A 14,442-nucleotide genomic window follows, 5' to 3' on the forward strand; every position below is an offset into this window, starting at 1 on the left:
ATTAATGGCATTTCTCGATCAACACCCCGGCCTCGGCTTTCCCGCCGCGGCGGGGCTGGGCTTGCTGGTAGGCAGTTTCCTCAATGTGGTGATCCTGCGCCTGCCCAAGCGCATGGAGTGGCAGTGGAAGCGCGATTCGCGCGAGATCCTGGAGCTGCCGGACCTCTACGATCCGCCGCCGCCCGGGATCGTGGTCGAGCCGTCGCACTGCCCGCACTGCAAGCACAAGCTGTCCTGGTTCGAGAACATTCCGCTGTTCAGCTGGCTGGCCCTGCGCGGCAAGTGCCGGCATTGCCATGCGCCGATCTCGATCCAGTACCCGCTGGTGGAGATGCTGACCAGCCTGCTGGTGGCCGCCAGCGTCTGGCGCTTCGGCTTCGGCTGGCAGGGGTTCGGCGCGATCGTGTTCAGCTGCTTCCTGGTCGCGATGTCGGGGATCGACCTGCGCACCCGCTTGCTGCCGGACCAGCTGACGCTACCGCTGATGTGGCTGGGTCTGGTCGGCAGCATGGACAATCTGTACATGCCGGCCAAGCCGGCGCTGCTCGGCGCGGCGGTCGGCTATGTGTCGCTGTGGTCGGTGTGGTGGCTGTTCAAGCAGATCACCGGCAAGGAAGGGATGGGACATGGCGACTTCAAGCTGCTGGCGGCCATCGGCGCCTGGTGCGGGTTGAAGGGCATCCTGCCGACGATCCTGATCTCCTCGTTGGTCGGCGCGGTGCTGGGCTCGATCTGGCTGGCGGCCAAGGGCCGCGACCGGGCCACGCCCATTCCGTTCGGCCCGTATCTGGCCATCGCCGGCTGGATCGTGTTCTTCTGGGGCACGGAAATCATCGATACCTACATGCGCTGGTCCGGACTGCGCTGAGCGGAGCGGCGCGGTGAGCGATTTCATCGTCGGCCTCACCGGCGGCGTGGCCTCCGGCAAGAGCGAACTGAGCCGCCGCTTCGAGGCCAAGGGCATCGTGGTGGCCGATGCCGACGTGGCCGCCCGCGCGGTGGTCGCGCCCAGGCATCCGGCGCTGGCGCAGATCGTGACCCGTTTCGGTACGCAACTGCTGCGCGAGGACGGCAGCCTCGATCGCGCCGCGCTGCGCCAGCGTATCTTCGAAGATCCGGTAGCGCGCCGAGACCTGGAGGCGATCACCCATCCGGCGATTCGTGCGCTGCTGCAGCGAGCGTGCCGCGAGGCCGCCAGCTCCTATGCCGTGGCAGCGATCCCGCTGTTGACCGAAGTCGGCGCGCGCGCCGCGTATCCGTGGCTGGACCGGATCGTGGTGGTCGATGCGCCCGAAGCGCTGCAGCATACGCGCCTGATGCAGCGCGATGGCATCAGCGCCGAGTTGGCGCAGCGGATGATCGCGGCGCAGGCCACACGCGCGGCGCGGCTGGCGATCGCCGACGATGTGGTGGTGAACGATGGCGACGCCGAGCGGTTGCAGGACGCGGCGGATGCGCTGGATCGGCAGTACCGCGCATTGGCGGCGGCGAAGGTCGCATAAGGAGTTCCGACCCGGCGATGCGTTTTTTGTAGGAGCGGCTTCAGCCGCGACCGGGCTTCACCAGTAAGATCCGGTCGCGGCTGAAGCCGCTCCTACAGAAGCCGGGGCTCGTCCGAGTTCGGTCATGCCGGCCTGAACCACAGCGTCGCCACCACGCCCTTGGAGGCGCCCGGGCGCACGTTGACCTGCCAGCCGTACAGGTCGCACAGGCGGCTGACGATCGACAGCCCGATGCCGCCGCCCTGCGAATGTCCGGCGTGGGTGCCGCGGTAGCCGCGCTGGAACAGCTTGGCGGCATCTTCCGCGCTGAGGCCGGGGCCGGAGTCGATCACCTGCACCGCATCGCTCAGCACCCGCACCACCACCTGACCCTCCTGGGTGTACTTGACCGCGTTGCCGATCAGGTTGCCCAGCGCCACCGACAGCGCCGACTCCGGCGCGTCGATGATCAGGTTGCGCTCGCCTTCCAGCAGCAGTTGCAGCGGCTTGCCGCCCAGCTGCGCGCGGTGCGACTCGATCAGTTGTTCGGCGACCTTGGCCACGTTGCTGTTGCCCTGCCCGCGCTCGTTGCGCGACAGCAGCAGCAGCGAGCCGATCAGGTCGCTGCATTGCTGTTCGGCGCGCTGGATGCGCTGCAGGCGCTGCAACACCTTCTCATCGAGATTGGGACGGGTCAGCAGCAGCTCGGTGGCGCCGCGGATCACCGCCAGCGGCGTGCGCAGCTCGTGGCTGACGTCGGCGTTGAACTCGCGGTCGCGCTGCACGACTTCGGTGAGCCGGCCCGAGTAGTCGTCCAGCGCTTCGGCCAGCTGGCCGACTTCGTCGTCGGGGAAATGCGGCGCCAGCGGCTTGGGGTCGCTGCTGCCGCGATAGGCACGCAGCCGCGCGGCCAGATCCGAGACCGGGCGCATCACCCGCGACGCCGACCACCAGCCGATCACTAGCGACAGCGCACTGAACACCAGTACCGAGAGCAGAAGTGCGCGCTTGAGTTGAACTTCGCTACGCAGCGTTTGAGTCATGTCATAGGCGAGGAAAAACCACTCGCTCTGTGTCTTGCGCACCGCCAGCTTGTAGGCAAATGGGTCTCCATGTTCGTCCAGTCCGACAATGTTGTGGTTGCCGTTAGGGAGTCGCGCCCAATCAGGGCGCTCCTGCCGCACGCGGTCGAACTTGTCGCGGGTGAACACAAATGCGCGAATCTGCTGAACTGGCAGATCCGGATTGCGACTTCGATCAGAATAGAAACGCTGGGCGAAGGCGTCGATATTGCGATTCATCACGTCTTCGACCAGCTGGTTCTCCACCCGCGCGCGCGCCCAGTTGGTGGCGAACGCAAACAGTGCGGTCAGGCCGAAGCCCAACAGCACGAAGGACAGGATGATGCGGCTGCGCAGGCGGCGGCGGTAGCGTCCGCGCCGCCGCACCGCCCGCGGCAACTCTCCAGCTTCAGGCATCGGGCGCGGCGATGCGGTAGCCAATACCGTGGCGGGTCTGGATCATCGGCACCTCGAACGGCTTGTCCACCACCGCGCGCAGGCCGTGGATGTGCACGCGCAGCGAGTCCGAGTCCGGCAGTTCCTCGCCCCACACGCGGGTTTCCAGTTCCTGCCGGGTCACCACCGCAGGCGAGGCTTCCATCAGCGACTGCAGGATCTTCAGCGCGGTCGGGTTGAGCTGCAGCAGCTTGCCCTGGCGCCGCACTTCCAGCGTGTCCAGGTTGTATTCCAGGTCGCCGGTCTCCAGCACGCGGGTGTGCACGCCCTTGCCGCGGCGCGACAGCGCGTTGAGCCGCACTTCCACTTCCTGCAGCGCGAACGGCTTGATCAGGTAGTCGTCGGCGCCGGAATCGAAGCCTGCCAGCTTGTTGTCCAGCGAGTCGCGGGCGGTGAGCATCAGCACCGGGGTCTGCTTGCGCGCTTCGTTGCGCAGCTTGCGGCACACTTCGATGCCGTCCATGCCCGGCAGGTTGAGGTCGAGCACGATCGCATCGAATTCGTGCACGACCGCCAGGTGCAGGCCGGTGACGCCGTCGGCGGCGAAATCCACCGTGTGCCCGCGGTCTTCGAGGTAGTCGCCCAGGTTGGCAGCGATATCGCTGTTGTCTTCGATCACTAGAATTCGCACCAACATTTACCCCGTCAGTCGTACTTGCCAGTTGGAGTGCGCCGCATCAATTCCGGCGCATCCTCGTTGTCGCGGCGGCGTTCCGCCACGGTCTTGCATTGCGTCGTGGTGCTCAGCGATCCGATGACCGCTTCGCGCCTGCAGATCAGCCGGCTGTCCGACGACGCCTTGGACAGCAGCGTGTTGACCGTTTCCTGATCGTTGAACAGCACGACCTTGTCTTCCTTGCGCAGCGTATCGACGTGGGGATGGGAATTGAGCACCGTCGCCATGCGCGACAGCGCGGCTTCCACCTTGCTGCGATTTTCTGCACCGCGTTCGGAGTAGGTCTTGCCATCGTCCAACGGCTGACGAATTGTACTGAGTTGCTGTGCGAACGATTTCTTCACGTTCATGGGCGCCTCACCTTTCGGTGCCGCTACCGCGTTGCACGCGAGCGCCATCCCCAGTCTCAGACCGATCACCTGCTGCATCCCATCCCTGCGCGATTGGCGGTGTGAGCGCACTGTAGCCGCCCCGCGAGCGGGGCCGCAAGCTGCGCGCAGCGGGGTTTCGGTGCACCGTCGCCGCCACCGACCTGCGCGCACAAAAAGGCCCAAGCGGCGACGCCGCTTGGGCCGAAAATATATCCCGATTACCGTTCCTGCTGAGGAGGGCAGAGCTGCGGTCCGGCAAAGCATACGCAGGTGGGAATTAAAGCCGTGTTAAGCCAGAACGCAGACGCGAATATCAGCCTAACCCACTGATTTCTTTCGAATCAGGCTAGCTTCGAGGTGTTCGATGACCTTGCCGGCGATATCCAGCCCGCACACCGCCTCGATCCCTTCCAGGCCGGGGGTGGAGTTGACCTCCAGCACCAGCGGGCCGCGCCGCGAGCGGATCAGGTCGACCCCGGCCACGCCCAGGCCCAGGGCCTTGGCCGAACGCACCGCCACCTCCTGCTCGCTGCGGCTGGCGGTGGCCAACTGTGCGCTGCCGCCGAGATGCAGGTTGGAGCGGAAGTCCCCTTCCGGCGCCTGACGGCGCATCGCCGCGACCACCTGATTACCGACCACGAAGCAGCGCAGGTCGGCGCCTTCGGCCTCGCCGATGAATTCCTGCACCAGGAAATTGGCGTAGAGACCACGTAGCGCCTCGACCACGCCGCGCGAGGCGCTGGTCTTCTCGGTCAGGATCACCCCGGTGCCCTGGGTGCCTTCGTTCAACTTCACCACGTGCGGCGGCGGCCCCAGCATCGACAGCAGATCGCCGGTGTCGTCGGGGTTATCGCCGAACACGGTCATCGGCATGTCGATGCCCTTGGCCGCCAGCAGCTGATGCGCGCGCAGCTTGTCGCGCGCGCGCAGGATCGCGTCGGACGGATTGGGCGTGCGCACCCCCATCATCTCCAGCTGGCGCAGCACCGCGGTGCCGTAGCGGGTGACGGAATTGCCGATGCGCGGGATCACCGCGTCGTAGCCGGTGATCGGCTTGCCCTTGTAATGCATGGTGAAGGCCCCGGCCGCGATGCGCATGTAGCAGCGCAGCGGGTCGAGCACGCGCACCGTATGCCCGCGCTCGCGGCCGGCCTCGACCAGGCGCCGCGTCGAATACAGCTTGGTGTTGCGGGACAGGATGGCAAGCTTCATCGAGGCGCGACGGCGGTGGCTGGCCCGGCATCATACGTTGCGCCGTCGGCGCTGCGGGGGCGCTGCCATGCCCGATCGTTCTCGCGCGCGACCGTGGCGGCGGCACGTAAGCGGCCTTGGTATGCCCGCTCGGCCATGGGTATCTGCAGACACGCTGTCCCACACCTGACACGGAACCGCCCCGAAACGTTCACAAAACCGTTGCATCGTGGCGAGCGGGCCGCACAGGCCGTGTGTTGGCCGTCACGCATCGCACGCTGGGTCCCGACGCCTCCCTCATTTTATCTTGGTGAATTCCGATGACCCCCTCCTCCACAACCCTGCGCCTGCATGCGCTGGTGCTCGCCGTCGCATCCGCGCTGCCGGCCTTCGCCGCGGTGGCCGAGACCGCACCGGCCGACGCCGCGGCCACGGCCACCGCCGGCAACGGCGATGCGACCATGCTCGATGCGATCACCGTGGTGTCCACCGGCACCACCCGCCAGGTGCAGCGCATCACCCGCGAGGACCTCGGCACCACCGCCCCCGGCACCAGCGCGCTGAAGGTGCTGGACAAGCTGCCCGGCGTGCAGTTCCAGTCGGCCGATGCGTGGGGTTCCTACGAGTGGTCGACCGCGATCAGCCTGCACGGTTTCGACCAGAGCCGGCTCGGCTTCACCCTGGACGGCGTGCCGCTGGGCACCATGAGCTACGGCGTCAGCGACGGCCTGCAGGTGACCCGCGCGATCATCTCCGAGAACGTCGGCTCGGTGGAGCTGTCGCAGGGCGCCGGCGCATTGGGCACCGCCTCGAGCAGCAACCTCGGCGGCACCGTGCGCTACTACTCAGACGATCCGGACGCCACGCCGGGCATCCGCTTCAGCCAGACCTTCGGCTCCGATTCCACCCGCCGCACCTACCTGCGCGGCGACACCGGCGACATCAACGGCTTCTCGATGTACACCTCGCTGGTGCACGGCGAAGTGGACAAGTGGAAAGGCTACGGCAACAACGAGTACAACCAGGCCAACGTCAAGGCGCTGTACCAGTGGGGCGACGGCAACCGCGTCAGCCTGTTCCTGGACAGCTCCAAGCGCAAGGAATACGACATCATGGATCTGTCGCTGACCTCGCAAAAAGCGCTGGGCTGGGACTGGGACTACCTGATGCCGGACTGGAACAGCGCGGCGCAGATCGCCAACGCGCTCAACGGCAACGGCAGCTACCCGGCGTCCTTGAACGCCCTGCCCGCCGACTACGGCAAGGCCGACGCCACCTACTACTCCGGCGCCGGCCTGCGCGACGACAACCTGGCCGCGCTCAGCGGCGCGTTCAACCTGGGCGGCAACGCCACGCTGAACCTGACCGGTTACTACCACGACAACAACGGCGAAGGCCAATGGACCACGCCGTACCTGGCGTCCTCGGCCACGGTGCCGCTGTCGATGCGCACCACCGACTATCGCCTCAACCGGCATGGCGTCACCGCGTCGCTGAACTTCACCGTCGCCGGCAACGAGATCGAGATCGGCGGCTGGTACCAGAACGCCAAGACCGTGCAGGAGCGCAACTACTTCCTGCTCGATGGCCCGTTCACCGACCTGTACTACTTCAACAAATCCGGCACCCTGTTCGCACGCGGTTTCGCCCAGCACTACGAAACCGACACCCGCATGTTCTATGCGCAGGACACGCTGCGCCTGCTCGATGACCGCCTGACCGTGAACTTCGGCGCCAAGAAGCTGCAGGTGGACGCCACCTCGCAGTCGCTGGTGCCGACCACCTCGTACGCGGCCGGCGAGATCAAGGCCGATTCGGATCTGTTGCCGCAGGTGGGCGTGAACTACAAGCTCGACGAGCACCAGGAACTCTACGCGTCCTACAACAAGAACATGGCGGGCTTCGGCTTCAGCCCGTTCCAGGAGTCGCAGGCGGCGTTCGACACGATCAAGCACTCGCTGCAGCCGGAGACCGCGCAGACCTACGAACTGGGCTACCGCGTGCGCGGCGACGGCATCGAGGCGTCGCTGGCGCTGTACCACACCACCTTCGACGACCGCCTGCTGGTGACCTCGCCGTGCAGCGCGATCCAGACCTGCGCGGCCACGCTCAACAACGTCGGCTCGGTGCGTAGCCAGGGCGCCGACCTGGCGGTGATGTGGCGCCCGATCGCGCAGCTGCGCTGGCTCAACTCGCTGTCCTACGACGATTCTACCTACCAGGACAACTACCTCGATTCCGCTTACCAGGGCAATTCCCTCAACAGCGGCGTGGTGCCGACCTCGGGCAAGCGCGTGGTCGGCATCCCGGAGTGGATGTTCTCCAGCAGCTTGGCCTACGAGAACGCCGGCTGGCACGCGGCGCTGGACGGCAAGTACACCGGCCGCCGCTACATCAGCTACCTCAACGACTCGTCGGTGCCGAGCTACTGGCGCTTCGACCTGAGCGCGGGCTACGACTTCGGCGAAGTCGGCATGTTCCAGAACCTGGGCCTGAGCGCCAACGTCACCAACCTGTTCGACAAGCGCTACTTCGCCACCGTCGGCACCAACGGCTATGTGGTCACCGATCCGAACGGCTACAACCAGACGCTGATGGCTGGCGCGCCGCGCCAGTTCTTCGTCACCTTCAGCGGCAAGTTCTGAGTTGACGCAGCGCCAAGGAAGGCGATCGCGCCGCCGTTGCGGAAGCAGCGGCGGCGCCTTGCGTTTGCGCGGTGCAAAACCGCACGCATGAAGCCGCCATCTGGCGGCTTTTTCATTAGTGCGTGGCGTCATTGAGGCCAGTCGCGGCTGAAGCCGCTCCTACAAGAGCCCCGACACTGCGCGCTCTTGTAGGAGCGGCTTCAGCCGCGACACACGGCCACGGACATCGCCCTATCGATGGACCGACAGCTACCCGGCGACAGCGCGGCCGATCGCCGGATCGCTCATGCTCGGACGGCCGGTCTCGATATGCCCCGCCAGGCGCCGCCGCCACTGCGGCATCGACGCACTCGCGATCTCCAGGTCGTACCAATGATGTTGCGCTGCCAAAGGCCGGCGCAGCGTCCACAAGAGCCAAAAGCTGCGCTCTTGTAGGAGCGGCTTCAGCCGCGACACACAGCCTGGATGCCGCTTATTGAATGGACCGACCGCTACCCGGCGACAGCGCGGCCGATCGCCGGATCGCTCATGCTCGGACGGCCTGTCTCGATATGCCCCGCCAGGCGCCGCCGCCACTGCGGCATCGACGCACTCGCGATCTCCAGGTCGTACCAATGATGTTGCGCCGCCAAGGGAAAACGCATCACCTGGCGAGCGCCAGCCGCGAGTTCAAGTGTCTGCTCCGCCCCATCGCGGTAACCATCGCGGATCTGCAGCCGGCACGCCTGTGCACCGGCATTGCGCAGCTCCAGCCGCATGCATTGGCTGGCGACGTCGTAGTCGGCATCGGCCTGCAGCCCGACATCGGCCACGCCGTCGCCATGGAACTCGCGCAGGAACCCATTGGGGCCGTGCACGCGCAACGCATAGCCGGGATCGGCGGCCGCGCCGCGCCAGTCGCGCGCATCGTGCAATTCGCTGCCCGCCGCCAGCGTATAGAACCACGGGCCGGCGCTGCCGCCATCGGCATAGGCATTCAGCGCGACGCCGACCGTGCTGCGGTTGAGCATGCGCAACGTCGGTTGCTGCGGCCCCGCCTGCAGGCGCACATCGAAATCGTAGGGCAGCGCGCGCGCCGGGCGCTGGCCCGGCTCCTGCGCCGGCAAGGCCTGCTGCGCGGGTCGCTGCGGCGCCGGCAAGGCCGCGGTCGCGTCGACCCGGGCAATGAAGTCGCGGGTGTCCGGCAAGGCGACGCGGGCGCCGTCGTGCCCGGCGAAATCCAGTGCCGAGGTCAGGTCGCCGGCGATCGCGCGGCGCCACGGGCTGATGTTGGGTTCGGCGACGCCGAAGCGGCGCTCCAGGAACCGGATCACCGACGTGTGGTCGAACACCTGCGAATCGACCCAGCCGCCGCGGCTCCACGGCGACACCACCAGCATCGGCACGCGCGGACCGAGGCCGACCGGAACACCATGGTAGTCCTCGCCACGTAGATCCACGTTGCTGGTGCCGATGGCCGGATCGATCGCCGGCAGCGCCGGCGGCACGTGATCGAAGAACCCGTCGTTCTCGTCGTAGTTGATCAGGAACACGGTCTTGGACCACACCTCCGGCGAGGCCGCCAGCGTCTCCAGCAGGCGCGCGCTCAGCGATTCGCCATACGCCGGCGTGCCCTGGGGATGCTCGCTGAGCAGGTACGGCGCCACGATCCACGACACCTGCGGCAGGTTGCCGCTGCGCACGTCGCGTTCGAACGCTGCGAGCAGGTGCTCGCCGCGCGAAGCCTTGGCGTTGTCGGCGGTGGAACCCGGCACGATCGCGCGACCACGCTGGTACAAGGGCGAACTGCGGTCGAGATTGCGGAAATTGGCGAAGTACGGGTGGCTGTTGTCGCCGTAGTTGTCGAATTCCTGGTAGACCTGCCAGCTCACCCCGGCCTGCTGCAGGCGTTCGGAATAGGTGGTCCAGGTATAGCCGGGGAACGCCGGGTTGTCGCGCGCCATGTCGGCGGTCCAGTTGGCGTCGTCGAGATTGTTCACCGCCTGCTCGCCAGCGTTGCCGACGCTCAGGCCGCTGGTGCCGGTGAACATGTACATGCGATTGGGATTGGTCGGGCCGAACAGCGAGGCGTGGTAGCCGTCGCAGATGGTGAAGGCGTCGGCCAGCGCGTAGTAGAACGGCAGGTCCTCGCGCTGGAAATGGCCCATGGTCATCGCCGTCTTCTGCGCGATCCACGCGTCGTGGTGCTTCCAGGTCTCATGCGAGCCCTTCCAGTGGTGGTCGAGGCCCTCCATCGACTGCGCGCTGCTGGTCTGGCCGTTCAGGCGGAACGGCAACACATAGCGATCGCCGGCACCGGCCTCGGGCTGGTACCAGACCGGGCGGCCGCTGGGCAGATGCAACGGCCGCGGGTCGCCGAAACCGCGCACGCCGCGCAGGCAACCGAAGTAATGGTCGAACGAGCGGTTCTCCTGCATCAGGATCACCACATGCTGCACGTCCTGCACGGTGCCGGTGACCCGCGCCGGCGGCACCGCCAATGCGCTGCGGATGGCGCCTGGCAACAATGGCATGACCGCCCCGGCGCCGAGGGCCAGGGACGCACGGGTGAGGAAACGACGACGACTGTGTTCGACCACGGGGAGAGACCGGCGAAGAGCTTGCGCTCACTGACCGGTCAGAGTAGATGGCGCAGATGAAGCGGGTTTGACAGGCGCTGGCGCTGGCACCGGCGCGGCGCGCGCAAGGATCGGCAGGTGCCGCGATGGGAATGCAATGGGCGATGCGCTGGTAGGCTCCAGCACACGAGCCGGGCGCGAAGTTCGACTACATCTTCGCCAACTGGATCGTCGTCTACGCGATCGTCGAAGCGGTCGCCGGCATGCCCTTCGCGGACGCGGTCCGCAGCCTGGTCCTGGACCCGCTGGAGCTGCGCCATACCGGCACCGGCCCGGCGACCGCGACCGCGCCGACCACGGTTCCCTCCTACCGGACGCTATCGCCGCCCGAGCGCTGCATCTACGACAGGTCGGGCTGCATCGCCGCGGCCGGCGGGTATTTCAGCAATGCACAGGACCTGATGCAGGCCGCGCACCGCGTCTACGACAAGCGCTTTCTGAGGTCGCGTTCGTGGGCAAGCTGCGCAACGAGCTGGTCACCAAGCCCGGATGCCCCGAGCCGAAGACGCTGCTGGCCGCCATGAGCGAGAAGATCGATGAACTGCGGTCGCACCTGGACAAGCAAGCGGCGACGCCGGAGGAGGCCAAGTTCCTGGCCGAGGCCCGGCGCTACCTTGAGCCGGTCATGGCCAGCTTCGAGACCGACATCGACACCTTGCAGCACGACGCGAGCGCCGCGAAGCGGATGTTCCAGGGAGCGCTGACGCTGCTGCTCTACCCCTTGCCACTGGCCACGCTGTTCGCGCAGAAGACGGGCGCCTACGCCGGTCGCCTGGACTGGCCCATGGTCGCGCTGACGTTCACCGAGTGGGGCGAGAAACTGCCTTGCTGGACGGTGGAGGCCCGTATCTGGACCGGCTCGAACACCAAGACCTTCCGGGCCTGCGCCGACGCACCGCCGACCGAAACCGACGACTTCGGCGAGGCGGCCGAACTCAACGTGAGCCGGCACAGCGTCGCCGATCGCGCGGTCGGCATCGCCTTGCGCGTGGCCTGGGTGAGCGGCTTTGTCCAGACCGCGGACATGCCCCCCACCTCCCGCAAAAAGATACTGACCTCCTGCGCTTCGACATGACCACTCTTCAGGGTCAGACCTGCCCTCTCGCAGGTGATTCGTTATAACGGGGTGAACCCCACAAAGCTGATCAAACCATTCCTGGATGGATATCTCAGCTGGAACTAGATAAAGATCAACGCATAATCGCGACCTAAGCTTTATAGCTAAATTTCATGTGCGTTTCGGCTAAATCACCTTGCTTCAGCTCATTAGGCGGGTATTATCCGAATCGACAGATAAACCGCGGATTGTATAGATAAATATTTTATAAAAATAAAATACGAAACAAAACGAACCGATCGTCGATCAATTAGCTTCGTCACCATCACTAGCCATAGGTTATGTGAACGCACCGCATTATATTTCCCAATTTTATACATACTGAGATTTCCATATGTGTCCAGAGAAATATTTCTTAATGACACCGGGTCCGTTGGCTTTGCGCGACGAAGTAAAATCACAGATGCAATTCGACATGGGCTCAAGGGACGAAAGCTTTAGGATCACGACCGCCTCGATGCGTAACCTGGCGATCAACCTAGTCGAAGGGCAGGAGTCACATTCGGTCATCCCCATTCAAGGCAGTGGAACCTACGGCATCGAAGCAGCGTTGGCGACATTTATATGTCAGTCCGATAAACCGCTTGTATGCATAAACGGCATGTATGGCGAGCGTATGCTGAAGATACTTCAGCTACGCGGAATACGGGCTGCCAGCATGAAGGTTCCTAGCGACAAGCCGCTTTCGGTCGCCGAGATAGTGGATTATCTCGAAAAAGATCGCACGATCACCCACATCTGCTTCGTTCATTGCGAGACGACCACCGGTGTCATTAATCCACTTGATGAAATCGTCAAGCTGGCCAAGCGATACGGAGTCGTTACGATCGTCGACGCAATGAGTTCTTTTGGCGCAGTTGATATCAGTGTCAAAATTTCCCCTTTCGACGTCCTTGTGACTTCAAGTAATAAGTGCATCGAAGGTCCGCCTGGCATTTCGTTAGTAATAGCCAAGTTGGCCCTGCTGAAAAGAAAAAAAACACATCCGGTCAATTCTTTCGTTTTAGATGTTCGCGACCAGTGGAAAACCCTTGAGGAGACAGGAGAGTGGCGATCAACGCCTCCTACTCATGTGGTACAGGCATGCGCCAAGGCACTCGAACTGTTGACCCTTGAAAGTGTGGCCAACCGCAGAAAGCGGTACTGCTTGGTGCGAGAAGAGATCATTCGCGCAACGGAGCGATACGCTGTTCCGTTACTAAGTGCGAGGGCGCGGTCTCCGGTGTGTCTGGCGCTCACCGCGAAAGGAGTGATTGATACCGAGGAGGATTTCAATGAATTCTATCGGCATCTTGTCAGATACAACCTCTACATATATGCAAAATTCCATCTTCAAACGCGAAGCTTCAGAATCGGCTGCATCGGCGCAATCAAGCCGGCATGGATACTCGTTCTGGCGACGGCGTTTCGTGAGTTTTTCGAAGACCACAAACACCGCCTGGTAGAAGCGGCACTTGACAATCCTGAGCTTGAAAGCGGAGCGGCCTGATTTCATATCGCACCCACGAGAAAAGCCTTTCGCTGGAAACAGCCCTTCTGCATGCAGGTTATCGGCACGATCCAGTCACCAACGCCATTGCCGTTCCCATCTATCAGACCACGGCTTATGAGCTCGATGATGATCTGGCCGCCGTCTCGGATATCTACAATGTCAAGCGCGACGGTTTTACCTACACGCGGATCATCAATCCAACCACCCGCGTCCTCGAGCGCCGATACGCCGAAGTGGATAACGCAGCGGATGCGCTTGCCGTGGCTTCCGGACAAGCCGCCACCTTTCTTGCGCTGGTGAACTTGTGCAGTGGCCGACCGGGCGACAATGTGGTTACATCGAAGTATCTATACGGGAATTCTTGGAATTTGCTTTTCAATACCTTCAAGCGCTTAGGGATTGAGGCAAGATCTGCTGACCCGCAAGAACCAGAATCCTTCAAGCGGCAGATCGATGACAGGACCATCGCGTTATTCGGCGAAGTCTTTTCTAATCCCTGCGTCATTCCGTTACCGGTATCGGAGCTTGCCGCGATTGGCAAGGCGCGCGGCATTCCCCTCGTGGTTGACAACACGACAACGCCTCTTGTGTGCAGGCCCGGGGCGCTGGGCGCCGCAATCAGCGTTTACTCGGCAACGAAGTACATCTGTGGCCACGCCACCACACTGGGAGGACTGGTCGTCGACAATGGAAATTTTGCTTTTGATGATGCCCCCCGCTTCCCACTGCTAAATGGCCCTGACGAGGCGCATGGCGACATATGCTGGCGAGATGCTGTGCGCCTCTTGAATGACTTAGGGAATAGTGCTTATCTTTTGAAAGCACGTATGACTTGGCTTCGCGATACAGGCGCGGCGATCAGCCCATTCGCAAGCTTTCAGCTGATACAAGGTCTGGAAACACTAAGCCTGCGCATGCAGCGTCACTGCGAGAACGCTGCGTCGGTTGCCAGTTTCCTAGCAGGTCATCCCAAGGTCAGACGCGTTTCGTATCCTGGCCTTGCTGTTGGACGCGACCGAGACCTCGTAGATGAAATGGTCGACGTGCAAGTCGGCTACGGCGCAATGATCATGTTCGAGTTAGACGATGAGGCTGCAGGCAGAAAATTCGTGCAGAACATCCGTCTCATGTATCACGTTTCAAATGTGGGGGATGCACGCACACTCGTGACGCATCCGGTCTCGACCACCCATACTACCGTCCCCAAAACTCAGCGTGAGGCAGCCGGAATATTTGATGGGTCGATCCGCCTTTGCGTCGGCATAGAGAACGTTGATGACATACTTGATGATATAAAGCGCGGTCTTGATGCCGTTTAATGGCTAATTAGCCTG

General features: G+C 63.7%; 12 protein-coding genes. 7 read left to right on the forward strand and 5 right to left on the reverse strand.

Features of this window, described 5'->3' with window-relative positions; all coding sequences use genetic code 11:
- Window positions 1-4: 4 nt before the first annotated feature.
- Together KHF85_RS14810 and coaE are read left to right on the forward strand one after the other, a co-directional pair.
- On the forward strand, window positions 5-868 hold the full coding sequence (locus KHF85_RS14810; RefSeq protein WP_284567240.1) for a prepilin peptidase: 864 nt from the start codon (window positions 5-7) through the stop codon (window positions 866-868).
- Between the two features lie 13 nt (window positions 869-881).
- Window positions 882-1,502, forward strand: coding sequence for a dephospho-CoA kinase (coaE, locus tag KHF85_RS14815; protein ID WP_284567241.1), 621 nt, complete (start codon window positions 882-884; stop codon window positions 1,500-1,502).
- 122 nt (window positions 1,503-1,624) lie between these two features.
- Here coaE and KHF85_RS14820 read toward each other — a convergent pair whose 3' ends face one another.
- The 4 genes from KHF85_RS14820 to rimK form a co-directional block, all read right to left on the reverse strand.
- Entirely contained in the window at window positions 1,625-2,959 is a 1,335-nt protein-coding gene (locus KHF85_RS14820) for a sensor histidine kinase (protein WP_284567242.1), read from the reverse strand.
- Window positions 2,952-3,629, reverse strand: a complete 678-nt coding sequence (locus tag KHF85_RS14825) for a response regulator transcription factor (RefSeq protein WP_003466405.1) — start codon at window positions 3,627-3,629, stop codon at window positions 2,952-2,954. Before KHF85_RS14825 ends, KHF85_RS14820 begins: the two co-directional genes overlap by 8 nt.
- A gap of 14 nt (window positions 3,630-3,643) precedes the next feature.
- Window positions 3,644-4,024: a hypothetical protein gene (locus KHF85_RS14830; RefSeq protein WP_284567243.1), complete on the reverse strand. Its 381-nt coding sequence runs from the start codon at window positions 4,022-4,024 to the stop codon at window positions 3,644-3,646.
- A 339-nt stretch (window positions 4,025-4,363) separates the two neighbouring features.
- Complete coding sequence (gene rimK, locus KHF85_RS14835; protein ID WP_284567244.1) at window positions 4,364-5,257, reverse strand: 30S ribosomal protein S6--L-glutamate ligase; 894 nt, start codon at window positions 5,255-5,257, stop codon at window positions 4,364-4,366.
- A 299-nt stretch (window positions 5,258-5,556) separates the two neighbouring features.
- Between rimK and KHF85_RS14840 the strand changes: the two genes are divergently transcribed.
- Complete coding sequence (locus KHF85_RS14840; protein WP_284567245.1) at window positions 5,557-7,881, forward strand: TonB-dependent receptor family protein; 2,325 nt, start codon at window positions 5,557-5,559, stop codon at window positions 7,879-7,881.
- Between the two features lie 491 nt (window positions 7,882-8,372).
- Here KHF85_RS14840 and KHF85_RS14845 read toward each other — a convergent pair whose 3' ends face one another.
- Window positions 8,373-10,460 (reverse strand): phosphocholine-specific phospholipase C, encoded by a 2,088-nt coding sequence (locus KHF85_RS14845; protein ID WP_409976620.1) that lies wholly within the window; start codon window positions 10,458-10,460, stop codon window positions 8,373-8,375.
- Between the two features lie 206 nt (window positions 10,461-10,666).
- On the opposite strand from KHF85_RS14845, the gene KHF85_RS20680 reads away from it, so the two are divergent.
- The 4 genes from KHF85_RS20680 to KHF85_RS14860 all read left to right on the forward strand — a co-directional run bounded on the left by KHF85_RS20680 (window position 10,667) and on the right by KHF85_RS14860 (window position 14,427).
- Window positions 10,667-11,023 carry a serine hydrolase gene (locus KHF85_RS20680; RefSeq protein WP_409976712.1) on the forward strand — a complete coding sequence of 119 codons (357 nt, stop codon included), beginning with the start codon at window positions 10,667-10,669 and terminating at the stop codon, window positions 11,021-11,023.
- Window positions 10,951-11,574, forward strand: coding sequence for a hypothetical protein (locus KHF85_RS14850; RefSeq protein ID WP_284567247.1), 624 nt, complete (start codon window positions 10,951-10,953; stop codon window positions 11,572-11,574). Before KHF85_RS20680 ends, KHF85_RS14850 begins: the two co-directional genes overlap by 73 nt.
- Before the next feature lie 376 nt (window positions 11,575-11,950).
- Window positions 11,951-13,105, forward strand: a complete 1,155-nt coding sequence (locus KHF85_RS14855; protein ID WP_284567248.1) for a 2-aminoethylphosphonate--pyruvate transaminase — start codon at window positions 11,951-11,953, stop codon at window positions 13,103-13,105.
- Window positions 13,105-14,427 (forward strand): O-acetylhomoserine aminocarboxypropyltransferase/cysteine synthase family protein, encoded by a 1,323-nt coding sequence (locus tag KHF85_RS14860; RefSeq protein ID WP_345782185.1) that lies wholly within the window; start codon window positions 13,105-13,107, stop codon window positions 14,425-14,427. The genes KHF85_RS14855 and KHF85_RS14860 overlap by 1 nt, the downstream gene beginning before the upstream one ends.
- Window positions 14,428-14,442: the final 15 nt, after the last annotated feature.

Origin of the sequence: Xanthomonas graminis pv. graminis (genome assembly GCF_030168915.1) — a bacterium.
GTDB classification, from domain to species: Bacteria; Pseudomonadota; Gammaproteobacteria; order Xanthomonadales; family Xanthomonadaceae; genus Xanthomonas_A; species Xanthomonas_A translucens.